The sequence below is a fragment of the Neolewinella antarctica genome (assembly GCF_011927835.1).
Taxonomy (GTDB): domain Bacteria; phylum Bacteroidota; class Bacteroidia; order Chitinophagales; family Saprospiraceae; genus Neolewinella; species Neolewinella antarctica.
The window spans coordinates 209,819-234,323 of record NZ_JAATJH010000003.1 but is presented as its reverse complement, the minus strand read 5'-3'; the positions used below and the strand labels follow the sequence as shown (position 1 = coordinate 234,323).

At 56.3% G+C, this 24,505-nt stretch carries 18 protein-coding genes and 1 tRNA gene; 5 read left to right on the top strand and 14 right to left on the bottom strand.

Annotation, left to right across the window (positions count from 1 at the left end):
- Positions 1-88: 88 nt before the first annotated feature.
- Positions 89-2,203: a TonB-dependent receptor plug domain-containing protein gene (locus GGR27_RS10845; protein WP_168037469.1), complete on the bottom strand. Its 2,115-nt coding sequence runs from the start codon at positions 2,201-2,203 to the stop codon at positions 89-91.
- Between the two features lie 375 nt (positions 2,204-2,578).
- Here GGR27_RS10845 and GGR27_RS10840 point away from each other — a divergent pair.
- A tRNA-Val gene (locus GGR27_RS10840) sits at positions 2,579-2,653 on the top strand.
- 74 nt (positions 2,654-2,727) lie between these two features.
- Positions 2,728-3,126 (top strand): (deoxy)nucleoside triphosphate pyrophosphohydrolase, encoded by a 399-nt coding sequence (locus tag GGR27_RS10835; protein WP_168037468.1) that lies wholly within the window; start codon positions 2,728-2,730, stop codon positions 3,124-3,126.
- 115 nt (positions 3,127-3,241) lie between these two features.
- On the opposite strand, the gene GGR27_RS10830 is transcribed toward GGR27_RS10835, so the two are convergent.
- The 9 genes from GGR27_RS10830 to GGR27_RS10790 all read right to left on the bottom strand — a co-directional run bounded on the left by GGR27_RS10830 (position 3,242) and on the right by GGR27_RS10790 (position 17,284).
- Complete coding sequence (locus tag GGR27_RS10830; RefSeq protein ID WP_168037467.1) at positions 3,242-5,410, bottom strand: T9SS type A sorting domain-containing protein; 2,169 nt, start codon at positions 5,408-5,410, stop codon at positions 3,242-3,244.
- A 347-nt stretch (positions 5,411-5,757) separates the two neighbouring features.
- Positions 5,758-7,110, bottom strand: coding sequence for a porin family protein (locus GGR27_RS10825; protein ID WP_168037466.1), 1,353 nt, complete (start codon positions 7,108-7,110; stop codon positions 5,758-5,760).
- Positions 7,103-7,660 (bottom strand): RNA polymerase sigma factor, encoded by a 558-nt coding sequence (locus GGR27_RS10820; RefSeq protein ID WP_168037465.1) that lies wholly within the window; start codon positions 7,658-7,660, stop codon positions 7,103-7,105. Before GGR27_RS10820 ends, GGR27_RS10825 begins: the two co-directional genes overlap by 8 nt.
- A 422-nt stretch (positions 7,661-8,082) precedes the next feature.
- Entirely contained in the window at positions 8,083-8,592 is a 510-nt protein-coding gene (locus GGR27_RS10815; RefSeq protein WP_168037464.1) for a hypothetical protein, read from the bottom strand.
- A 118-nt stretch (positions 8,593-8,710) separates the two neighbouring features.
- Positions 8,711-10,387: an adenine deaminase gene (gene ade / locus GGR27_RS10810; protein ID WP_168037463.1), complete on the bottom strand. Its 1,677-nt coding sequence runs from the start codon at positions 10,385-10,387 to the stop codon at positions 8,711-8,713.
- Between the two features lie 139 nt (positions 10,388-10,526).
- A complete protein-coding gene (locus GGR27_RS10805) occupies positions 10,527-13,310 on the bottom strand; it encodes a response regulator (protein WP_168037462.1) in 2,784 nt (927 codons plus the stop codon).
- Between the two features lie 690 nt (positions 13,311-14,000).
- Entirely contained in the window at positions 14,001-16,193 is a 2,193-nt protein-coding gene (gene feoB, locus GGR27_RS10800; RefSeq protein WP_168037461.1) for a ferrous iron transport protein B, read from the bottom strand.
- Entirely contained in the window at positions 16,175-16,408 is a 234-nt protein-coding gene (locus GGR27_RS10795) for a FeoA family protein (RefSeq protein ID WP_168037460.1), read from the bottom strand. The genes feoB and GGR27_RS10795 overlap by 19 nt, the downstream gene beginning before the upstream one ends.
- Positions 16,409-16,696: 288 nt before the next feature.
- The gene (locus GGR27_RS10790) at positions 16,697-17,284 is read right to left on the bottom strand and encodes a thymidine kinase (protein WP_168037459.1); all 588 of its coding nucleotides are present in this window, start codon (positions 17,282-17,284) and stop codon (positions 16,697-16,699) included.
- A gap of 263 nt (positions 17,285-17,547) precedes the next feature.
- Here GGR27_RS10790 and GGR27_RS10785 point away from each other — a divergent pair, with 263 nt between their 5' ends.
- From GGR27_RS10785 to GGR27_RS10775, 3 genes are all read left to right on the top strand, one after another.
- Positions 17,548-18,438 (top strand): hypothetical protein, encoded by an 891-nt coding sequence (locus tag GGR27_RS10785; protein WP_168037458.1) that lies wholly within the window; start codon positions 17,548-17,550, stop codon positions 18,436-18,438.
- 124 nt (positions 18,439-18,562) lie between these two features.
- Positions 18,563-18,913, top strand: coding sequence for a DUF1499 domain-containing protein (locus tag GGR27_RS10780; RefSeq protein WP_168037457.1), 351 nt, complete (start codon positions 18,563-18,565; stop codon positions 18,911-18,913).
- A gap of 1 nt (position 18,914) precedes the next feature.
- Positions 18,915-19,328 (top strand): ribonuclease P protein component, encoded by a 414-nt coding sequence (locus GGR27_RS10775; protein WP_168037456.1) that lies wholly within the window; start codon positions 18,915-18,917, stop codon positions 19,326-19,328.
- A 173-nt stretch (positions 19,329-19,501) separates the two neighbouring features.
- Here GGR27_RS10775 and GGR27_RS10770 read toward each other — a convergent pair whose 3' ends face one another.
- From GGR27_RS10770 to GGR27_RS10755, 4 genes are read right to left on the bottom strand one after another with little or no spacing between them, the layout of a single operon-like run.
- Positions 19,502-22,063: a ligase-associated DNA damage response DEXH box helicase gene (locus GGR27_RS10770; protein ID WP_168037455.1), complete on the bottom strand. Its 2,562-nt coding sequence runs from the start codon at positions 22,061-22,063 to the stop codon at positions 19,502-19,504.
- Positions 22,064-22,087: 24 nt separating this feature from the next.
- Positions 22,088-22,519 carry a PIN domain-containing protein gene (locus GGR27_RS10765; RefSeq protein WP_168037454.1) on the bottom strand — a complete coding sequence of 144 codons (432 nt, stop codon included), beginning with the start codon at positions 22,517-22,519 and terminating at the stop codon, positions 22,088-22,090.
- A 5-nt stretch (positions 22,520-22,524) separates the two neighbouring features.
- Positions 22,525-22,806, bottom strand: coding sequence for a hypothetical protein (locus GGR27_RS10760; RefSeq protein ID WP_168037453.1), 282 nt, complete (start codon positions 22,804-22,806; stop codon positions 22,525-22,527).
- Positions 22,807-22,856: 50 nt separating this feature from the next.
- Positions 22,857-24,170 carry a cytochrome-c peroxidase gene (locus GGR27_RS10755; protein ID WP_320060352.1) on the bottom strand — a complete coding sequence of 438 codons (1,314 nt, stop codon included), beginning with the start codon at positions 24,168-24,170 and terminating at the stop codon, positions 22,857-22,859.
- Positions 24,171-24,505 lie beyond the last annotated feature (335 nt).

Genomic DNA, 24,505 nt, shown 5'->3' with positions numbered 1-24,505 from the left:
TTCGATAACACCGCGGGGGTGGGTGGGGTTTGCAACGCTTGTGCGGAGGTGATGATGGGGACGGGGCTCAGGTGAACCACCGCAACATCTACCGCCAAACAATCCGGTAGCTAAGCACGGGAATCAGGCCGAGTTGGTTGCGTTCGACGGACCGGCCCAGGTAAAAATCGTTGTAGACACTGCCTACATTTTCAACGCCAGCCACGTTTTGCACATCGAGGGCAAGCGTTGTGGTGGTTCTGGGGCGGGTTTTTGTTTTGTAGAGGCGCAGGTCGGGGCGAAAATAGGTATTCAGTTGACTGGAAAAGCCGGTGCGGTAATCAGGTTGTTGAAAGTAATTCAGTATTTCTACTGAATTTAGCCTGTTCAGAGAAAATTCTCCGTACCGCTCACCACCACGAGCAATGAGGGCGAGGTTGAGGCCTAATGTGCGGGGTCGTTCCCGTTTGTCCGCTTTGGTCCACTCGCGGCCGAGGGTGATTTTAGCAACGAAGTCGGCCGCGAACCGGTCCTCCGACCAGCCTTCTTTGCCATGTTGGGTTTCCGCATTGAATATTGTTACGCTCCCCCGGTAGTACAGACCCCGGTCCTTACGGCCGCCCCCGGCTTCGAGTTCCAACCCGTAGCGGCGCGTATCGGCTACCTCCGTAAAGGTCAGGAAGGGATCGACCTCCAGTAAATTGTTGGCGCTGTACAGAAAATTGTCGATGCGGGCGGCGGGTTCGTCGATCGTGCGCTGGACAAAGGCGGTTGCCTTGGTGAATACCCGACCGATTGTTCTGGCGTAGGAGAGATCGATATTGACGCCACTAATTGCGATACCGAAGTCTTCATTTGCGTCATCCCCCCGCAGCAGGAGCGCATTTAAGGGTGCCTGATTCGTACCCGTTGCGGAAAAAACGATTTCCCCTTTCCCCACCTCAACGGCCGCGTTTATTCGTGGGCTGAATATGCTTTGGTTGTCGCCGTCCCGGTTCAAGTAAAAGTCCTGGCGGATTCCGTACTGGACGGTCAAAAAATCACGGACCATATCGACACCGACGTACGGGCTGATGTTGGTTACCCGGACGTCGGCGTCACGGCTAAACCCCTGCCGGCTACTCCCCAGGTTGAAGGCTTCCGTGCGGTAACCGGCCGACTGACGGTTAGCTTCCACGCCGACGTGAAAGGAACCGAAGGACCCGGCTCCGCTTTCGTAACGAACGAATGCATTGAGCACCTCGCTGGCTAGGTTAGTGGCAATTATTCCACCTGCGGAATAACCCAAAACATCCCGCGTACGCTGCGCACGGTTCGGAGCGATGTCCGAAATGGCCGCGCCGGCTTTCAGCACCCCCCGGTTCAGGTTGTACTGGTAGTTGGCTCCGTAGAGGCGTAGCCGATCTGCGTAGAAGATGTCGAATAATTCCTTCTGGTCTTCCGGTTCCTCCTCGTCCCGGTCGACCCCGGTAAACTCATTACGGCTGTTGCCCACTACGGAGAACACACTCGCACTGGACCGCTCCCCGGCGTAGTGTAGGTGCACATTTCCGTCCCAAAACCGGATCTCTTCCCCACCAAAATCAACGCCGGCGTCGCCAAGTAAGCCCGTAAAGCTGTAGCGCCCGTTCACGAGGTAACTGAGTTTACCGCTCCGCCCGATCGGCCCTTCCGCCATCCCGTCGAAGCCAATGAAGCCCGCCTGCAATTGCTGCTTGTGCCGGGTTTTGCTACCCGGCCGGAGTTGCAGGTCGAAGGTGCCGCCCGTCGCGTTCCCGTACTCGACGGGTAAGCCACTACTGTAAAAGCCAGAATTATCCAGCATTTGCGCCGAGATGGCGTTGACGCCACCGCCGTTCAGCGCGGGGAAGTCGTAAAAAGTCCCGGCGTTAGCGGTGTGGTTAGGGTTAACGATCGCCAGGCCGTTGAGGCGCCACAAGTTCTTGTTCGGTGAGTTGCCGCGCACGCTCAGGTGATTGGCCTGGTCGTTAGTCTGGATGACGCCGGGCAGCAGGGCGACGAGGCGGGCGGGGTCGTAGAAAGTGCCCGGTAGCCGGTACACTTCTTCGATGGTGAAGCGCTGCGCCAGGGGGCTAACCGGTTGGTACTGCGCACGAACTTCCGCGCCGGGCAGGTCGTAGACGCCCCCGAAGCTCAGGCTATCCTGCCCCCACAGGCACGCGGACGTCATGCCCAACACAACAATAGTTTGCCAAATTTTCATAAGCCGACGCCTTTTATCACCTTTAACACCACTCCCGACCGATACCGGTGGTGGTGTTATCAGCAAAGGTAAGGGCCATAAGTTGTGGTTTGTCTGATCGCGCCAAACGCATCATTTCACGGTTTTCAACTTCTCCCCCGCTCCCCGACACGCCCCCGGCACCCGCGACTGCGCCCCATTATGCGCGGCCGCGGGTGCCGGGTTTTTCTGGCTGAGCGAGACCGTTCGTTAGTGATTCACCGAATTTTGAGGTGGCAACCAGTCGTTGCACAGACTACGCTACCCCAAAACGCAAAAGGTCGGCACCAAAAAAATACCTTCCGAAGCTTGCACAGGTTTGGTCCACCTGATTATCTTTGCGGTCCCTTACACGAAGGGCGGTTAGCTCAGTTGGTTTAGAGCATCTCGTTTACACCGAGAGGGTCGGGGGTTCGAGCCCCTCACTGCCCACATTTACAGCGCCAATTTTCGCACCTGCGGAAATTGGCGTTCGTGTTTCTGGTCACCACCCAACTCCCTACGCAATGAAGACTATCAACGTCGTCGCCGCCGTCATTCAGCACGCCGGGCAAATACTTTGCGTACAACGCGGCGTGGGAGAACACGCTTACGTCTCCGAAAAATGGGAGTTCCCGGGTGGAAAGGTGGAAGCGGGAGAAAGCAACGAAGAAGCGCTAGCCCGCGAGATCCGTGAGGAACTTCATCTGGACATTGTAGTAGCTGAGTTCCTGATGACGATCGATCACACCTATCCGAATTTTCGGATTCTATTGCATACCTACCTGTGTACTGCGCCTCACCGTCGGATCACGCTAACGGAACACCTTTCGTTCTGCTGGCTTCCCACAATTGAACTGGACACCCTGGATTGGGCGGCGGCTGACCTACCCATCGTAGCACGGCTAGTGAGTCCTGCCTTTTAAGTTAGCAAAGTCTTTTTTCACAGCGGCGTATCCGTTTTCCTCGACCACCGAGACAGGAAAAGCCGCCAACCCGATGTACAAGTTGGCGGCTTTTTAATGCAATGGGGAGAATTTACTACCGCACGATGATCCGGCGGGCGGCAAATCCAGCTCCGTTCAGGACCCGAATGCTGTAAGCGCCCGGAGTCAGGTCACCGAGGTCGAGGCGCGTACGGCCGTTACCGACCGACTGCCGTTGGTCCAGTACCATGCGACCACGGCCATCGAAGACCTGGAAGGTGGTTTCGTTCGTCCGCAGCCCTTCGATCTCGATCGTGACGATGTCCGCGACGGGGTTAGGAAATAACGTCATACGAACTCCCTGTGTCAGCAAGTTTGTTGAGGTCGTTCCGTTCGCCTCGCACAAATTAGGCGTGCCCAGTGCCCAACTCAGGCTGTCAGTAACCATCGTCTGGGTAGTCTGCGCGGCGGTCGGTGCGGGAACGGTCGCGCCGGCTACCCAAATCCCCGCGGACACGGCAACGTCGGTGCGCCCGCCAGTGGCGGTTCCCCAGCGAACGTAGGACACGATGGCGTCGGAACTTCCAAAACTGTTCGTGGTGTACAGCCCGATTTCCCCCTCGGTAGTACTGTAGTTAAAACCACTGACTGCGAGTACTTCGCCCGGTTGGAGCAGCAGGTCGCCGCAGTCGAGCGTGAGGCTACTTAGTTGCTGGTAGTTCGGGCGGTTACACAACCAGTAGCTAGAAACGTCCACCGCTTCGTCGGTGCCATTGAATAACTCCACCTGACCGTCGGCGGAAAATTCACTGATGATCACGTTCGTCAGCGTAAAGCCAGTAGCGGCTTCCCGAACAACGGTGACAAAGTCAGCGGAAATCGCCTCACAGCTGTCGTCGGTCAGCGAACTGATGTTGGCACCCACGACGGGGTCACCCAGCCCACGGTAACTCCAACCCCAGATCCGGCAGGTGCCGGCGGGCGCGCCACTCAGGTCGAGCGTATCCGTCTCCGCACTGTTGGCAAAGCCGAGAATATTATCATCGCCATCGGTGATGATGTACCAGTAACTCAGTGCGGTAGCCGTTGTCGTGTGGCTCACCCCGAGGAGGATATTACCCGCGGTCGCGGTCGTATCGGTTGCGCCACCAAGTAGGGTGACCGTTCCGCCGTCGGGAGACTGGCGGGTCACGACAACTGGGTTAGAGAAGTCGAAACATCCCGCCAGGTCGCTCACGTTGCTTCCGACCATTAGCCCCTGCAACCCGGTATTGTAGGCGAGGTACCAGATCTGGCAGACGCCGTCACCGGCTCCGTCCAGGTCGAACGGGCCGTTGTTGCCCGGGATACCGAGAACGTTGCCGGCATCGTCCGTAATGACGAAGGTGGTACTGTCACCGACGACATCACCGGTTCGAGTGACTTCCAGCGGATCGGCCACGCCGTCGACGCAGATAGAAGTTTCCGTAGCTCCGTCGGCCAACGCAATGGCACCGGCCCCGGCTGGCTCCTGACGAATCACGGATATGAAATCAGCGGAAATCGCTTCGCAACTGTCGTCATTTAGCGAACTGATGTTTTCACCCATGGCGGGGTCATCCTGCCCACGGTTACTCCAGCCCCAAATGTGGCAGGTGCCAACCGGTGCGCCGCTCAGGTCCAGCGTATTTGTCTCCGTGCTGTTGGCGAAGCCGAGGATGTTGTCGTCGGCGTCGGTAATGACGTACCAATAGCTCAGCGCGGTTGCCGTCGTTACGTGCGCAACCTCGACGATCACATCACCAGCGCAAGCGTAGGCACTCGTGCCACCACCGGCGAGCGTTACCGTTCCCCCGTCGGGAGACTGGCGGGTTACGACGATTGCGTTGGAAAGATCAAAGCAACCCGTCAAAGCACTAACGTTATTACCGGCCGCCAAACCCTGAAGCCCGGTACCGTATGCGAGGTACCAGATTTGGCAAACTCCTTCACCAGCACCGTCTAAGTCGAACGGACCATCGTTGCCCGGGACGCCGAGAATGTTGCCCATATCGTCCGTGATGATAAAAGTGGTACTATCACCGGTAACGTTACCGTCGCGGGTGATTGCTAGCGGGTCACCTACGCCGTCCACGCAGATGGTCGCTTCCGTAGCTCCGTCACCGAGCGCGATCGTGCCCCCGTCCGCCGCACACTGGGCGCGTAGTGAAGGCGAAAAAGATAGCAAAATGATGGTATAAATACTGAGGGAATAAACACACTTTTGAATCCAGTGTCGATGATTAATTGGTACGTATTGGTGCATAAAAGGTGGATTTGGTGCGTACCGGTGTTAGGCCACCGTACGGAAGCAACGGCACACTAAGCGATTAAAAGAAATTAAAAGTTGGTCAGACAGCGAGCTCGTGACCCGCCGATATTTCCCATACTCCCGTTGTTGCCAAAAGGCTGCGTTGGTACGTAAAGAAATAGCTACGTAGGACGAAAGTGTCGTAATGCGACGCCAATCTCAGAAAGCGTCAAAGCTAATTACCTCAACGCGGGATAATTGCCGCCGCCGCACGAGCCTGGCGGCAGGTAACAAGGCAGTTTTTGACGGTAGAATAAGGGCACTTGCGATTGATCTTCCAGTAACGGTCGTATGCAGCTCTTTTACCGTGCCCTGAAGTCAAATTGGTAATTCAACGACACCCCGGTCGTCAGCAGGCGAACGTTCCCGTGGCCAATACCCCGGAGCGGAGCCTGAACGAAGGCTTCCAGCTTGAGCGCGGAGCGGCCCCTGAGCTGGCGCTGGTAGCCCAGGTTAAAGTGACTCATGCCCAGTAAGTGTTGATTTTCCCCGGTAACGGACCAAGCGCTTTTGAGGCCGGCGGAGGGGCCATCGTAGAAGTAAGAAAAGTCTTCCTTGAGCAGGAGGTAAGTAGTGGCTCCAGCGGCTGCGTAGAAGGTGTTGTTTGCACTACCGTTCAGGTAGTATTTTATGGATAGGGGAATCTCTACGACTTCACAATCACCGGCTACTTCAGTCGGCGTGACAAAATTATTTGGTTCCCAAAAACCCTCTTTTGGGGAGTAATTTTCTCCACTGGTCCGGTAACAGACTTCATTGTAGAATGCGCCGGTTGCTACGGCAAATTTCTTACCGATGCGGTATTCCACTTCCAGGCCAACGCGGGGCCGGCGCTGGTCAAAGTTACCCGAACTGACCTCCCCGAGAATAAATCCACCGCTGGCGACGAGGGCGAAGCCGTTGGTAGTAATCGTTTTACCGAAGGGTTCGTCGGTTCGGCGGATGGCGGATTTAAGCTCTTCCTCCGGTATGATAATTGGGTATGGTTTCAGCCCAACCAGAATAGTTGAGGGAAGTAGCTCCGTAACTTTTTGATTGGCCCCGGAAGGCGGTCGTGCGCCCGGTCGGTTTTCCTCGTTGGAAGGGACAAACTTATTCTGCCCACTAATTTTGTCGGTACCAGCGGGCAAATCACTGCTCCCCCGCAAATACTCGGCACCAGCGTCCGCGCCGCTTGCGCTACCCTCATTAATTAATCTGTTGTTTAGCGGGGCGGAGGTAATTATGATTTTATCATCCCGCAAGCCATTTCTCGTGATAACCGGTGCTGTTCTGTTTGTTGAAACCTGGCGTTCAGGCGGAAAATTTTGGTTCAACCTGGTAGCTTCATCGCTCACTTTATCATTCACTCCGCTAGCCGCCGCCGGGAAAGGTTCATCCTCCCCGGTCGTGACGGATTCAGCCTTCTCGGTGGCGTAAGTATTGTTACTTGCGGTGGGTAGGTTATCGGGGGTAACGAGGAAGAACCACGCGGAGAAGGCGAGCAGGATAATGACTAGCAAAACCCCGATGGCCCACTTTCGGCGCGTTTTGCTGATGTCCGCGTCTAGGAGTTTTTCCATCCCCCCCCAGGCAGCCTCGTTGTACTCGAAGCCGTGGCGCTCGGCGCCCGCCTGGAATAACTCGTCCGTTTGTCGGTCGTTTAATTCAGGCATTGTTGATTGATAGTTGTTCCCGTAATAATTCGCGCAGTTTGCGGCGGGCACGAACGAGGTTTGATTTAGAAGTGCTCACCGATATACCCAGCGTTTTTGCAATTTCGTCGTGGGGGAACCCATCGATTACGTACATATTAAAAACGGCGCGGTAGGCGGTGCTGAGCGATTGCACCAGGGCGACGAGTTCCCGATAGTTTATCTGGCTGAGGATATTTTCCCGGTCCGCGATGTCACCCGTCTCGTCCATGCCCGTTTCTAATTGGTACTTCTGTTGTCGCTTCAATTGATTGATGGCGGTATTAACGACAACCCTGCGAAACCAGGGTTTGTAAGCTTGGCTGCGATCGAATGTTTTAAGGCTTTTGTAGACTTTCATGAAAGCATCGTTGACGATGGAAATAGCTTCACTTTCGTCATTGACGTAGCGGATCGCCACGCTCATCCCGTACCCGTAATAGAGTTTGTAGAGCTCGTGTTGGCTTGCCCTACGTCCAGTCAGGCAGCCATCGAGTATCGACGGTAAATGTTCATCGAGGTTGGCGGGCATGGTGCCGGTGGCTGTCGTTTGTGGATCCTATCATTTGCCTTTACACCGATTCGGCGCGTAAAGCTGCGTGGTCGGGTAGTTAATTCTGGGTTACGCCATTAAACTACCACTTTTGGCTGATTCCTTTCCGCAAAGTTCCCGTCAGTTCACCGCAGGCGGGGCCGTGGCCGCGGGTGCAATGCTACTTCGAGGAAGGCGATATTGATTTAACGCTCGTTACCGAATCGATCGCTCGGGCGGGCCGGAATCAGTTATCAGCCACTTGTTGAACCACTTTTGCCAGAGGAATACATTGGACCGACGAGTCAGTTAGAAACACATATTATCTAAACCCAGCCACAATTATCCGCTAAACTCCAAACCACCCGGGCAACTCATCAAACGCTCCAACCATTTTCTCCCACGACGTCACCAATAATTATTTACTCCAGTGACCGCTCCCGCAGCACCGCAGCTAAAAGGCCCGTGTCCTGTGATAACATCTTGGCTCGGGTGCCCCAGGGGGAAACAACATAAACCCCAAATACTACTCGCAACAAGACGTAAACGTACGGGATAGCGTGGTTGAGAAAAACGGGAAGGCCCCGCCATTCGTGCATGTTAAGCTGGGGAATAAGCAAGTCAGGGGGACCAAAGCTAATCCATTCCCCAATGAGAACTAGTGCGTAGAAAGCCGACACAGCGGCCAGTTTCTTGGGGCTCGGCAGGTTAAACCGCGCTGTGATCAACAAGCCAGCCGCCGTTACGAGGCTAGCCACCCCGTGGCCTAAATTTTCCGCTGCAATCAACGTGCTGGCAAAGAGCATCCCCGTAAAAATTAGGTGAGCCAGTGCAGGTATCCGCAAGTTCTGAATGCTCTCCTGAAAATCGTCAACGGCGTACACGACTTGGTTTCTTTTCCTTTCCGCAATTATTTCTGATTGGGGTCTCATCGATACTTTCTTTCCAATCCAAAATAGCGTAGCCGTACAGTGGCACAAAAGATTCTGGTAGTACGGTTTGGCGTCACTCTTTGAAAATTATTACCAGACGTACAGAAGAATTAAAGTATCACTCAACATTCCCGTCAGGAGCCGCCAACTTCCCCTCCCACAAATCCACAATCCGAAAAGCCCCCCCGTCGAACAGCCCCCGGTCACTCAACTTCAGCTCCGGAATAACCAACAAAGCCAGAAAACTCAGGGTCATAAACGGGGATTCTACTCCACAGCGCAGCTTCCGCCGCGCAAACCCCGTCAGTTCCGCATACCGAGCCGCCACTTTTGGGCCAGAATCATTTGACATAATACCCGCCACCGGCAGCGGCAGCACTTGCAACTCTCCCTCCCGGCCCGCCGCAATACCCCCGCGCTCGGCGATAACGGCGTTGGCTACGCGGCAAATGCTTTCGTCGTCAACACCCACCACGACAATGTTGTGGCTATCGTGGGCGACTGAGCTGGCGATCGCACCGCGTTGAAGTTTCATTCCGGTAACGAAACCCACCGCCGGCGGCGCGTCCTCGTAGCGGTTGATGACGGCGATCTTAAGTAGATCCCGCTCGGGGGCGCCGACGGGTTCGCCGGCTTCGTTTAGGGCAGGAGTCATTAGTTTCTTTCCCGTCACCAACTCACCATCGAAAACTTCAATGACGCGTAATTGAGCGCCTTCCGGGCCGGGGGCGACGCGAAAATCTTCCGGTTTCTTAGGGCTGCAGTTGAAGCGGTTAATCGGCTCGGGACGGTAGTCAGGCAAATTGTGGTGACCGGCTTCGGCAACCATTTCGCCCTTGATGTAAGTAGCGTAGACGGCCATGAACCGCAGGTCGTCAACCAGGATGAAGTCCGCCCGGTCCCCCACCCGCAATTTACCGATGTCGAGATTATAGTGCTCCACCGGGTTGCGGCAGGCGGCGGTGAGCACGTTATAAACGTCGTGGCCGTCACGGATCGCCCGCATAACGAGTTGGTTGATGTGGCCGGCCATGAGATCGTCCGGGTGGCTATCGTCGGTACAGAACATGACGCGGTCGGAGAACTCGTCAATGAGACCGTGCAGAGCTTGGTAATTTTTGGCGGCGGAGCCTTCGCGGATGAGGATTTTCATGCCGGCGGCGAGTTTATCACGGGCTTCCTGCTCGGTCGTGCACTCGTGTTCCGTGGAGGGGCCGGCCTTGGCGTAGCGGAAGGCTTCTTCGCCGAGCAGGCCGGGGGCGTGGCCGTCTATGGGTTTATCGCGGTCCACGGCCGCGGAGATCTTGGCGAGCATGTCCAGATCCCCGTTGAGGACGCCGGGGTAATTCATGACTTCGGAGAGGTATTTGATGTCGTCGCGGTCGAGCAGGGCGGCAACTTCCGCGACGTCCAGGATCGCGCCGGCGGTTTCAAAGCTCGTGGCGGGCACGCAGCTGGGAGCACCGAAGTTGATGCTCAGGGAAGTCCGGGCGGCGTTGTCGAGCATGTATTCCACGCCTTCCATCCCCATAACGTTAGCGATCTCGTGGGGGTCGGAGACCGTCGCCACCGTACCGTGGGTGACGGCGAGTTTGGCAAATTCAACCGGCAGGAGCATGGAAGATTCGATGTGGACGTGCGCGTCGACGAAACCGGGGAGTATGTAGTGACCGCGGCGGTTGCGAGTCTCGTCGCGCACAATGGACTCGATGTAGCCGGCGTCGTTAACGGTGATGATGGCGCCGTAGGTTTCGCGGGCGTCCAGGTCCACTAGGCGGCCTTTTATTTCTTGCATGTTTTGGTCTGGTAGGGGTTCGGGATAAAGTTTGCGGACTGGTTTGCGGCGTATGCCCGCGTCACGTCGTACGTAACAACCGGACTACGCGCGGGGGGTTGGCCAAAAGGTAGGAAAGAGGTTTGGTTTCACTACCCACTCACTTGGCCTCCACGTCCGCGCCCGCCGCCTTGCGGTATTTCCCCGGCGTGGTGCCGAACTCATCGCGGAAGGATTTCACGAAATAACTAACGCTGCGGAAGCCGACCGCGTCGGTGATGGCCGCCACGGTGTCCTGGGTTTTGTTCAGGAGATCGGCCGCGCGTTGTAGCCGGATGCCCCGTAAAAATTGATTGCTCGACTGATTGAGCAGGGCCCGAAACTTCCGGTTGAGGTTCGGCCGGCTGACGTTGAGTTCCTGCGCCAGCCGGTCGATCCCAAAATCCACGTCTTCCATGTGGTCCTCCACGGCCTGGATGGCGGCGCGCAAGAATTCTTGATCAATGGAGGTAGCCGCTACTTCCTCGGGCTTCAGTGTGACCGCGCTCGCAAAACGTTGGCGCAACAGTTGCCGCGACTGCACCAGGTTACGCACGCGCGCCCGCAATTCCGGCACTTCGAAGGGCTTCGTCAGGTAGTCGTCCGCCCCCGTATCGAGACCTTGTATCCGGTCCCGCCCGGCGGAACGGGCGGTGAGCAGGATGACGGGAATATGGCTGGTGGTGATGCTTGTTTTCAGGTCTTCGCACAGTTCGAACCCATCCATTTCGGGCATCATCACGTCGCTGACGACCAGGTCCGGCATCAGTTTGCGGGCCTGCGCTACGCCCTCGCGTCCGTCTTTTGCCAGCGCGGTGCGGTAGCTTCCGGCCAGGCCCATCCGGATGTAGCTACGCATGTCGGCGTTGTCTTCCACGATCAAAATGAGGGGTTTCTCGGTGTTTGACGCTTCCCCCGTCTCCTCGTCGTTTGGTGAGTAAATTGACGTGGTTAGTAGTGCACTGGGCGCGGACGCGGGTGCAGTGGTGCACACCAAGACGCCCGGCACGTAGGGCAAACTGACCGTAAAGACGGTTTCTACGTTCGGGACACTCGTTACCCCGATGGCCCCGCCGTGGAGCAGCACTAATTCTTTCGTCAGGGCCAGCCCGATACCGTTTCCGACCGTTCCCTCCCTACCCTTCCGGCCGTCCGAGTAGTACCGGTCAAAAACTTTCTCCGCGGCGTCGGGCGCAATGCCGCCGCCCGTGTCCCGCACGCTGATCAGCGCGGTATCCCGTTGCAAAGCTAACCGCACGGTGATCTCCCCACCGTTGAAGGTGAACTTGAAAGCATTCGTAAGCAGGTTATACATAATGGTTTCCAGCTTTTCCCGGTCAGCCCGGAGCGGCAGTTCCGTCAACTCCGTCACAAAACGCAGGTCGATCCCGTGCTGGTCCGCCAGAGACGCGTACGTGTAGGTGAGCCGGCGCAGAAGCGGGACGACGTCCAGCACCTCGGGGTTCAGGCGGAGCCCCGTGGTGGTCGATTCCGAAAGGTCCAGAATTTGGTTGACCAACTGCAACTGACGCTGGGCGTTGCGGTGCGCAATGTCCAATAGGGCTTTGTCTTCGTGCGACTGAGAACGGTCCAACAACTGCCGAATGGGGCCGAGAATGAGCGTTAGCGGCGTGCGAAACTCGTGGGTGATGTTGGCGAAAAAGCGGGAGCGGAATGCGTACTGGCTCTTCAGCTGCCGGGCTTCGCTACTGACCATGCTTACTTTATCGTAAACACCGTAAAACAGTAGGCTGGTGAAGGCGAGCGTACTCACCCCGAACAACTTTCGAAAAGAGTCGGATTCGTAATCCATAACCACACTTACGATGAAGAACAGACTCGCAAAGGCCAGCAGTACGGTCGACCCCAACAAGACGCGCTCCAGCCGGCCACCATTCCACGCCACAATCCCCACCAAGCCCAGCGTGGCGACGATCCACACTGCGGTCACGAAATTTGCCAGGTAAAAGAGTGGATCGGTTTCCAGCGCGTTGAGCATAAACAGGACACCCACCCCGATGGTGACGCCCGTTAACGCCAAGTACCAGCGGCTGAAGCGCCCAAATCGTTTGGGTAAATCCAGATAGTAGTACAGAAAACCCGTCATCCCGGTGACGGTCAGCGTAGAAGCAAGGTTCACGGCGTTGAGGCCTACCTTACGCAACGCATCGTACTGAGGGAAGATACCGGTCAACTCGCCGTGGTAGAAGAAGGAGCCGCCAAACCCGAGCAGCAACAGCGCGAGGAAGCCCACCTCTTTTTCCCGAAATAGCAGGTAGATGATCAGACTGAAAACAAGTAGGCACGCCAAAAATCCAATTGCGAAATAACCGTTCCGGTACCTAATAATGGCTAATTTGGACAGCTGATTGGCGTCCCTCACGTAAATGGACGAGGCCTGATAGAGCGATAACCGCTTTTCAACCCGCGCCCGGTAGATAACCGTTACCTGCTCGCCCGGTCGCAGGTGAAGTGGTGCAGCGTTTGGTTCACCCATTAAGCCCCGCAGCGCCTCCCCGTGCAGCAGGGCGTCTACTCGGCCGTCGCGCAGTATGGCCACGGCCGCATCCTGACTACAGCAGGTGAAGATGAGGTAATCCGTGCGTGCCCGGGTGCCCGTGTTTTTAAAGACGGTCTTCGTCCAGAGGTAATAATTACCGTCCGGCAACTCGGTGGTAAAATCATTCTTACGCCAGTCAATCGTACTGCCGTCGCCGATTCCCGCGAGAGAGTACTGGCCACCGTAATCCACGAAGTGGACCTGCTTAGAAAAGATTTGCGCGTGGAGATGCCGTAAAGTCTCACTCGTCAGCAGAACGATTTCCGGAGTTGCCCGGGCGGTGACGGCAGCGCAGCCGAGTACGCTGATCAGCAGGCAAAGCAGCCTCATTACGCGGTAATTCATGCTCAGGCTGGTGATGTTAGTCAGTGAGAGAAAGAAGACTTGGCTTCGGCGGTTCAGGCGTCAAGTAGACGTTAGGCCGGAGCTCAAGATAGGGAGTGGGCCGGGAGCAAAAAACGTACGCCCCCGAAAGTCGGAGGCGTACGAACAATTAAAGGTTGTTCAAGCATTCGCACGGTAAGCCGCTTCGGTTGTTGAAGTCCATACGTTCAGGTGCTGTAATAGTACCCCGAAGCGTTTGCCGTGCCTAAAAGAAAATGACCAAAACTTAAATGTAACGGGCGACTACCGCCCGCGCCGCCGTTGCGGTGAAGTGTGTTTTCCGAGTTGCGTTGTTAAATCAAGGGTGAGCCGCGGCCGGAAATTCATTCCGGGTGCCACCCACTAAGCGTAAACTCAGGTGCGCCGCCGGAACAATAGCAAAGATGAGGGCCGGGCAGACCAGTAGGGTAGCAAAATTGGTTGATAAAGTAGCACAATCGGCTCACGGGGCGCACAAACGCTGGGTTAAAGCGAAAACCGCTGAAGTATGGGTGGCTATTTTTGATCACGACTGCCAGCCCCAGTTGCACTCTCAGCGTGAACCGGTACCGCGCTACAAACCTCCCGCCCACTCCGCTTTGGGGTAATCGAGCTTCGTTGTCGGCGGGTAGCAGCTGGGATCAGGTAGGTAGTTGCCGGGGTGGCAACGCCCTAAGAAAGCACCTGATACACCACCATCGCGCTGACGTAAGCCAACACCGTCATGAACGTGAACTGGATGATGGGCCACTTCCACCCGCCCGTCTCCCGCTTGGTCACGGCCGTCGTGGCCATGCACATCATCGCGAAGACGTAGAAAACCAGGAGGCTCCACGCCGTAGCCTGGTTGTACACCGGCTCTCCCGTACGGGGGTTGATCTCTTCGGCCATGCGGTCCTGGATGCGCAACTCGTCGTCGGTGCTGCCGATGGAGTAGATGATGGCCATCGTGCCCACGAAGACTTCCCGGGCGGCAAAGCTGGAGAACAGCGCAATTCCGATCTTCCAGTCGTAGCCAAGGGGCCGAATGGCCGGCTCAATGGCCTTACCGATGTGGCCGGCAAAACTGGCTTCGAGCTGCTCGCTGGCCAGTAGGTCGGCGGCCTGGTCATCGTCCAAACCCTGCGTTTCCACCTGACTTTGCACCTGCGTCCGCGCCGCATCCATTGCCCCCGGAGGACCGTACGTGGACAAGCCCCAAAGCACGACACTGATGAGCAGAATAATTTTACCCGCCTCGACGATGAACGTCTTGACTTTCTGCCAGACCGTGACGCCGACGTTGCGCCACACGGGGCTGCGGTACTCGGGCAGCTCGAGCATCAGGAAGCTGCGCTCCGGTGATTTGAGCACCAATTTAAAGGCCAACGCCGACAGCATGGCCGCCGTAATGCCCAAAAAGTAGAGCCCGGTGAAAGCCAGCCCCTGCGCGCCGAACGGGCCCCAGGAGACGTCCGGCACGGCAAAAGAAATTAGGATAACGTAGACCGGAATCCGCGCCGAGCAGCTCGTAAGCGGCGTCACCAGGATGGTCAGCAGGCGCTCCTTCCAGTTCGCAATCGTCCGCGTACTCATGATGGCCGGGATCGCGCAGGCGTGGCCAGAAATTAGCGCCACCACGGACCGGCCGTTCAGCCCGAACCGTTGCATGATGCTGTCGAACATGTACGCCGCACGGGCGAGGTAGCCGACTTCTTCGAGTAGGGCGATGAAGAAAAACAGGATCGCAATCTGCGGAATAAACACCAGGACGCCCCCGAGCCCGGCAATCACGCCGTCGACCAGTAGGTCCGTCAACCAGCCCGGCCCCAGGATGGCGCGGACGCCGGTGCCGAGGCTCTCGAAAATCCACTCGATGCCGTCCATCGGCCACGCCGACCAGGCGAAGAGCGCCTGAAAGAGGAACACCATGATCACGACAAAAATCAAGGGGCCGAAGATTTGGTGCGTCAGTACGTTGTCGACCTTGTCGGTCAGGCTGGATTGATTGGTCCCCCGACGCACCGTATCGCGCACAATGGGCTCGAAGGTATCGTAGCGCTCCATCGTTTCCTCCACCTGCGCGCGGAGGCTGTGAAATCCGTGTTTCACGCGGCTTTCCTGCACGAGGTGGCGTGTTTTTTCGGGGATGTGCTTGAGCCAACTCGCGTGGTGGGCCAGCAGCAGAGCGTGGTAGTTGTTGCGGGCGGGTAGGACACGGCGGAGCTCGGAAAGGACGTCGCGGGCGCGGGTGCCGGGTTCGTAAAAAGGCTCTTCGGGCCGGTAGGCTTCCGGGTTGCGGAGCAGGTCGGCGATGACTTCTTTTAGCTCGTCTACGCCGGTCCCCTGCCGCGCGGACACCGGAACTACGGGGACGCGCAGCCGCGAACTGAGGCGTTCTACGTCCACCTTCAGGCCAGTTTCTTCGATCAGGTCGGCCATGTTGAGGACGAGGACCATCGGCAGGTCGAGGTCGCGTAATTGCGTGAACAGCAATAAGTGTTTGTCGAGTTTCGTGACGTCGGCTACGTAGACGATCGCGTCAGGGTAGAGGTCGCCGGCGGGGTTGGTGAGTTCCTGAACGACGAGCCGCTCGTCGAGGCTCGTGGGGTAGCAAGAATAGGCGCCGGGGAAGTCGATGATCTCTACTTCCCGCACGCCGCGCACATCTTCGGCGATTTCTCCGTCCATCGTCCCGACGGGTGTACGTATTTCGGCTAATTTGAGCTTACCGGATTTTTTCTCCACCGTCACGCCGGGGAAGTTGCCGATCCGCTGGCGCAGCCCGGTCAGTAGGTTGAATAGCGAAGATTTACCGCTGTTGGGGTTGCCGACGAGGCCGACGACGGCCGTGCGCGCCGGGGCGGTCACTTGATTAGAATGCATGCGAGCTCTTGCTTGCGGAGGGCGAGGCAGTGGCGGTCGATCTTAACGTACCAGCAACTACCGAAGGGAGATTTACGAATAATACTGAGCCGCGAACCGGGGCGGACGCCAATGTCGAGTAGCTTACCAGCGAGGTTTTCGTTGGTGAAGCGATCGATCACGCCGGTCGTGCCGATGGTATAGAGAGCGGCGGTGGTGGTTCTGGGAAAAGGCATGCGGTTAGCGGTTAGTGATAGCCGGCCCGGAATCGGGTGACTCGCTCATCGGGGGCAAAGATAAGACACGAATCCTTATTTGGACGTGGTCTTAATAGATTGTTGCGGTGGCGCGACTGGAAAGGGGGTTTAAGGTCTTTGGTCTTTGGTCTTTGGTCTTTGGTCTTTGGTCTTTGGTCTTTGGTCTTTGGTCTTTAGTCTTTGGTCTTTGGTCTTTAGTCAAGTGTCTGTGGAGCAGAGACTATAGACCACAGACTTTAGACCGGAGACTATAGTCCACAGACCGACCTACCCCCGCAGATCCAACATATTACCCATTCCGTAGCAGCGGCGGCAGCGGGCTTCGTAAGCTTCTTTCTCGCCCAGGACTACGGTGTTCTCGTCCTGCACGAGTCGGTAAGAATGTGTAGCGAGGTTGCCGCAGTGAGAACAGATGGCGTGGACTTTGGTGATGTATTCCGCGACGGCGAGCAAACTACACATCGGCCCGAAGGGTTGGCCGCGGAAATCCATATCCAGCCCGGCGATGATGACGCGGCGGCCCTGGCTGGCTAATATCTGGACGTGGTCGACGACGGTGGCGTCGAAAAACTGAGCTTCGTCGAGCCCGATGACGGTGACGTCCTTCGGCAGGTCAAGCAATTGTTTGGTATTCGTGACGGGGATAGCCGCTAGGGAATTACTGTCGTGGCTAACTACTTCGGCTTCGCCGTAGCGGGTGTCGATGGCCGGTTTGAAAATCTCGACGTGCTGGCCGGCGATGCGGGCACGTTTAATGCGGCGGATGAGTTCTTCCGTCTTGCCGGAGAACATGCTGCCGCAGATGACTTCCAGCCAGCCGCTACGTTGGCCACTAAAATGAGGTTCTAAGAACATGAGGACCCGTGTTTTGCGTTTCCCGCCCGGACGGTGGTTAGGGAGTGAAAGCCGCGAAGATGCCCCTACCCGGGCCGCAATGCCAAGTGTAATTGACCGCGCGGTAATTTCTTACGCGTTATTTACGTTGTGTCCACGCAACGCAAGGTGTGCGACCGCGCCCAAAAGCTCGTCCAAAATTGATGCTTTAACTTTACCGCGGGCCAAGCTAAAAATTGGTCCCCTTCAGCGACCTCAGCCCAACCGACCAGAAACCAAGTTACATGCCACAGACGAACGCCGACCGTCTCCTCAGACGCATCACCGCCCTCCACAAATCGCTCCACCTCGAAGAAGGAGGCCACGTGACCAGCATGGAGCGCGACCTGATGTTGAATTACCTACGTGACCTCCACGAAATTTACGCATCCGGTTCCGTCGCCTCGCCGGTGCCCGGTTCTGACAAACTTACCTTCGCTACGCCACTGACGCCCGCGAAAAACCACCGGGCGGACCAACCGTTACCACCACCGGCTCCGAAACTAGTACCGCAAACGCCAGCCGTCCCGGCTTCGGTTACCGCCCCACCCAAAGTAAGCGTCCCGCCGCAGCCACCACAGATTCAGCACCGGCCAGCGTATAACGTACATACCCAGCCCACGGAGACACCGGCCCCAGCCCCGGCCCCACGCGAAATGGAGCGCGCACCGAGCGCACCGAGTACCACGCCGGTGGTAGCGCAGACCAGTGATGCCTCCGCCCCAAACATTGCGAGCAGCTCTTCCGCACCAGCCGTAGTTTCTTTTGCGAAGGTTGCCGAATCGACTCCGACACCGACCAGGCCCGCGCAGGCTGCCGCTACTACTAAGGATGGCGACAAGAAACTCAAGGTGCTTTTCGAAAGCCGGGGCCCCACCAGCCGTTTCGGCCGCCAACCCATCAGCGACCTCACCCGTGCGTTGAGCATCAACAACCGCATTTTGTTTTCTCGCGACCTATTCGGTAACGATAACGAAATGCTGAACACAACCCTGGCACAACTTAATACCTGCCAGGATTTGGCCGACGCTAAGCCACTCGTCACTAGCCTCGCCCGGCGTTTCAACTGGACGGAAGAGAAAAGGATGGAAACCGCCCAGGAGTTTATTGAGATTGTCCGTCGGCGGTATGTTTAAAAAAATCGCCACCGTCTTAATCGTATTTGCCCTGGTTTTCACCGGCTACTTGTTCCTGCAGGCGAACCAGTCTGCTAAGCCGAGCTTCGCTACGTCTAATCTTCCAGTTTCAACCACCCAAGCTATGCCCCACCAACTCAAGCCCTGCCCCGACAAGCAAAACTGCGTCAGCACCCAGGCCACGGACGATAAAAAGCGCGACCCCATCAGCTACGTCGGTAGCCAGGAAGACGCCAGACAAAAGTTACTGACCGTACTGGACGCCATGCCCCGCACTACCCGCGTTGCCGCCGACGAAGACTACGTCCACTACACCTTCAAAACCTGGCCCATCCCCTTCACCGATGACGTAGAGTTCGTATTCGACGATGCTAAAAAACTGATCCACTACCGCAGCGCTAGTCGCGTTGGGTATTCTGATCTGGGCGTCAACGGTAAGCGTATGGCCAAGATCGTGGCAGCTTACATTAAATAATATGAGCCTGAAATTGCACAATGGGCAACGGCTAAAATCTCGTAAAGAGATCGGCCGCTTGTTCAGTAAAAATGCCAAATCTGCTAATAGTTATCCAGTTCGTGCGGTCTACGCCGAAGTGGAGGAGCCGAGAAACGCCTTTCCCGTACAGGTAACTTTTGTCGTGCCCAAGCGCCGGTTCAAGAAAGCCGTTGATCGCAATCGAATCAAGCGACAGATGCGGGAGGCTTACCGCTTGCATCAGGATATTTTGGCGCGGCCGCCCCGACAAAGTACGGGACTAACTGACGCGTCGCGGGTGCAAGGTGAATCAGGACAATTAGCGATGCTCTTTATGTACACCGGTAAGGAGATGATGGAGTACGGGTATATCGAACGGAAGGTGAAAAAGGTTTTGGAGGCGGTAGGCGCGTAGGCGGTAGGCGGTAGGCGGTAGGCGGTAGGCGGTAGGCGGTAGGCGGTAGGCGGTAGGCGGTAGGCAAGTACGATTTCCATTCACCGTGTTCCCATATTTTGGGTCAAAAATTATGAGATAAATTTACAAATGAATTTATTACTCTACCGCCTACCAGCCTACCGCTTAACAACTTAATCCCTAACCAACGCCACCCGCATCCGCTTAATCCGGTCCTCCAGTTTCTCACTCGTCATTTTCTCCCGGAGGCGATCGACGATGAGGGCGAAGCTGAACGGGGTCGCTTTGGCGGGCTGCTCAAAAAGAATGGTTTGCCGATTAATTCGGTCCAGTGCTTCCCGCAGTCGTGACTCCTGCAGTTGGAAGGTCATGATCTCATCGTAAGCCTGGGTGAGGAGCAGATTGGTGGGCTCGTAGTCAGTGAAGACGTCGAAAAAGAGCTTGCTACTACTCTGTAGGTGTTTCTCTTTTTTCTGCTTACCCGGGTATCCTTTGAAGATCAGTCCGGAGATGGCGGCAATATCCCGGAAGCGGCGGCTGGCCATTTCGGTGGCGTTGATGCCGGCTTCCAGGTCTTCGGTCAGGCCGTTCACGTCGAACAGACCGCTGCCGAGCGCTTCCTCGATCGGGATGGGCTGGTCACTGAGTAGTTCGAAGCCGTAATCGTTGTTCGCAATCGTGAAGGTGAGGGGCGCGAACTGGCCAATCCGGTAGGCAAACAAACTAGCTAATCCTTCGTGAATGCCCCTACCCTCGCACGGGTAGATCAGTAAGTGGTAGCCTTCCCGGTCGAGAAAGTATTCGATCAGCAGTTCGTCCTGGGCGGGGATGGCGGAGCGGCGGGCCTGGATGTCGCGCAAAGGTTTCAGTTTGGCTAATTCGGCATCGTGGTAATTTTCGACTTTTAAAAACTCCATCGACTCACGCAGTCGGTGGGCTAACTGACCGGAAAGCTGCATCCGCCCGCCCCGCCAACTCGGAATTTTGCCGGACTTAGCGTTGCTCTTGCGCACGAGCGCTTCCGTGCCCTTCACCTTAACCAGCTTCAGCGACCGGCCGGCAAACCAGAACGTGTCGCCCGTTTTGAGGCTGGAGACGAAATATTCCTCGATCGTACCAATGTAGCCACCGCGCAGGTACTTGACCATCATTACCTGCTCGCTGACGATGGCGCCGATGCCCATCCGGTGCATCATCGCGACGCGCCGGCTGGTGACTTTGTACAGGCCGTCTTCCACGACAACTTTATGGTATTCATCGTAGGCACCCAGGCTGTTGCCTCCGGTGGTGATGAATTCCAGGCACCAATTCAGTTCTTCCCGGGTGATGGAGGAGAAGCAATAGGTTTTTTTGACCTCTTCGAAAATCTCGTCAGGCCGAAAGCCGTCACTAACCGCCAGGGTAACTAAGTACTGAACGAGCACGTCAAAACTTCGAATATAAGGAATACGCTGCTCGATTTGCTCACTATCGATGCACTGACGGATAGCGGAGGCTTCGAGCAACTCCAAACTGTGCGTCGGCACGAAATGGATAACTGACTTAGCCCCCGGCCGGTGACCGGAGCGACCGGCGCGCTGCATAAATCGAGCGACGCTCTTCGGGCTACCGATCTGTACGATGGTTTCGACCGGTCGGAAGTCCACCCCGAGGTCGAGGCTGGAGGTACAGATGACGGCCTTGAGCGTTCCCTCGTGCAGGGCGTTTTCTACCCAGTCCCGCAACTCCCGGCCAATACTACCGTGGTGCATGGCGATGGCACCTGATAAGTTGGGGTCGGCGTCGAGAATGCGTTGGTACCAGATTTCACACTGGGCGCGGGTGTTGGTAAAGACGAGCGTCGAGCCGGAGCTGTGAATGATGGGGATCACCTTTTCCAGTAGCTTAATACCCAGGTGACCCGCCCAGGGGAAGGTTTCGATCTTGTCGGGCATGACCGTCGTGATTTCGATTTCTTTGGCGGCCGCCGCGCGAATCGTCACGCCCCGGGAGCGACCGTCTTCCAAACTGGTTCCCTTCTTCAAGTCAATTTCGCTCGGGATGCCCTGAAGCACGTCCATCGCTTCGGGTAGGTTACCGATTGTGGCGGAAATGCCCCAGGTGCGGAACTCTTTGCCACGGAAGCCGCGGAGGCGGGACAGGGCGAGTTCCAGCAGTACACCACGTTTGGTGCCGACCAATTCGTGCCATTCGTCGGCAACGAGGACCCGTAGGTTACCAAAATAGTCTTCGTAGCCCTTGCTGGCAATAAGCAAGTGCAGGGATTCGGGGGTGGTAATGAGTATTTCCGGTGGTTTCTTCTTTTGTTTGGCGCGGTCGGAAGTGGAGGTATCTCCGGAGCGGATGGCAACTTGCCAATCGAGGCCGAGATCGTCGACGGCGCGTTGGGCGGCACCCTGGATTTCGCGGGTGAGGGCGCGAATCGGGGTAATCCAGATGGCTCTTAGGCCTGATTTAGATTTTTTGGGTTTGCTCCCGTCTACCTTGCTCCCTTTTTTCTCCTCTGCACCCGCGACCTCGCCCTTATCCAACAAGCCTTCCAGCAGAATAGGGATGATGAGCGAGTACGTCTTGCCACTCCCCGTCGGTGCGTTGACGAGGCCATTGTGGCCGTCGAGGTAGGCGTTCCAGGCGGCAAGCTGAAAGGGAAAGGGAGTCCAGCCCTGGTCGGTGAACCACTTTTTGCCGACGTCAATGAGCGACTTGCGGGAGGGGGAAGTTTTTTTGGTTGCCACTGCTGGATGCAACGGGAGTGAGGCTTAGATGGTTCTTAGGAATTCGTTGTGGGCGGATTTGGTCCAATCTTCCAGAACAAGTGGTGTGATGTTCTTAAAGTCTTTCGTATTGTTCGTGACTAGGGTCAGGTTGTACGAGATGGCGATGGCTGCAATGAAGAGGTCGTTTGAGCCAACCATGGGAATCTTCCGCTTACGCAAAGAAGCTTTTTCTATACCGTAATTTTCCAAGCAATTAGCGATGGGAAGTATTGTAAAGTCGGCTACTGTTTTCTCTATCTGTTTCAGGTTGTGTTCAATTCGAGTACCAAAATACGTACCATAATACAATTCGGCGATGGCAATTTTCGGAACATAACAATTTTCAATCCCTACTTCAAATATCTTATCCGGAACTGACTTATGATCGTGCAAATAAGCCGCAATAATATTAGTGTCGAGCAGATAGCTATTCATGGGGACTAAAATATGGGTGGCTCTCGCTCTGGGCCTGTTCCATCATCAATAATTGCCATCAATTCATTATACGTTTCCCCCTGCCAACTGCCGGCTAAATCTTTCCAGCTATCATCCCTTGGATATTTCTTAGGTGGAAGTTCCTGATGCTTGGGTCTGTTGATGGACTGCCCAGAAGATTCTCCGTTGACCTGTTGCTGTAAGGCAGTCAATACCTCGCTTTTTTCACTGCTACTGTATGCAGAGAAGGCCTCAATAAATTCATCAATGGAGAGCTGGATTCCCATTTTTTTAAGTTTGTTAAACGTAACGAATCAGGATAAACCAAAGTTGCCACCTAATCACACCCCATATCCACCCTACTCTGTGCATCACTATTCGGAAAACACGCACCCGAAAGCACGGCCTCGGGCACGTAACGACTAAGATTAGCATCGTACAGGCCCTCCGCCAAAAACTCCGTTAACTCGTCTATCTCCACCGCCGATAGGTTCAGGGGTTGGAAAAAAGCAGCCACGTTAGCGGCCGGCACCCGCTCGTTTTCGATTACACCGTCGTTGAAATACGCCACCACCTCGCGGAGATTTTGCTTGCTGCTACCGTGAAAGTAGTAGGGCATATCCTTCGTGTTGTACAGCTGCGGCACTTTGAACTTGTACAGATCATCGGCCCGCCGCGTAAAGTCGCCACGGCCCAGGTTACGCGTATCGTTGAGGCCAGTCCGCCGCACGCCGGGCACGTCACAGAGATCGTTGACGCCAAGGGCATAAAAAGCATTACCATTCAGCGCCGGCCCCTGGTGGCAACGGTAGCAGCCCGCCTTTCCGAAGAAAAGTTGGGCACCGCGTTTCTGCGCTTCGGTGAGGGCGTTCCGATCTCCCCTGAGCCACTGCTGCCAGGGGGCTTCGTTGGGAAGGATCGTCCGGATGTAGGCAGACAACGCGAAGCTTAAGGCCACGCGACCGTATTTGGCATCGCCCGTAAATTCCGGAAAAGCGCGGTCGAAAAGTGGTCGGTAACCCAGCGTATCGAGCAAAAATTCGTCCGTGCTCATCCGGTGAGTAACCGTTCCTTCGATGTTCTGGGCTTCCAGTCCGTCCAGCCCCAGGTGGTTGACCTCCGTGGCGGGGTCGAAGACGCCCCAAACCTCCTCGACTTCGGCATTCGCCCCGTGGGCACCGAAACGGCCGGCCCACATGGAGTTGGTGACGTAAGCGACGCCGAGCATGGAAAGCGGTCGTGCGCCCTGGGCGTCGATATCGTTTTCGGCGTAGTCCGGGTTCATCGTGCGGCCCGCGCCAGACACGCCGAAGCCCCGCCCGCCGTCGGCAATCCCCTGCGCGGAGCCGGCGGTGAAGGCTGCCTCGGGAACGTGGCAGGTCGAGCACGAAAAAGTACGTACTTGTTCAGGGTCGATGGCGTCCCGACCCAGCGCCGTCTCGTAGAAAAGTAACTTGCCGAGGGCTACTTTTTCCTGGGTGAGGGGGTTACTGACCCCGGCGGGAATTCCGGATAAATCACTGCCATCTGGCAAAACGAAATCCCGCAAACTTCCGCTAGCGCTCAGTCGAATCAACGTCCGCTCCAACTCGGCGTCGAGCGGAGATAGTGCTTCGTCCCTCACGCACCCGGCCGTTGAGAGCAATAGCACCGCAAGGATAAGTAGGTGATGAAAAGACAAGTGCATAAACAAAAAGTAGGGTAGAAGGGTATTTGTGCGGCACGAACTGCAATAATGCGCTGTGCAAATGGGTACCGTAAATATAGGGCTGGGAGGCCGATAGCTAATTATTGCCGGCATCGCTCGGTTACGCTGCGGATGCCAAAAAGTCAATGCTAGCCGCACATTACAAACAATTTGACAAAACAATGGGCAATACACGACACAAATTGTGCCTTTTACCCTACCTTAGCCGGTAGCTACGCCCGAGGCAGATACTCTAGCAAGAGTACTTGCTTCTTCCCCCCTCCTATTTCTTAGCGCCC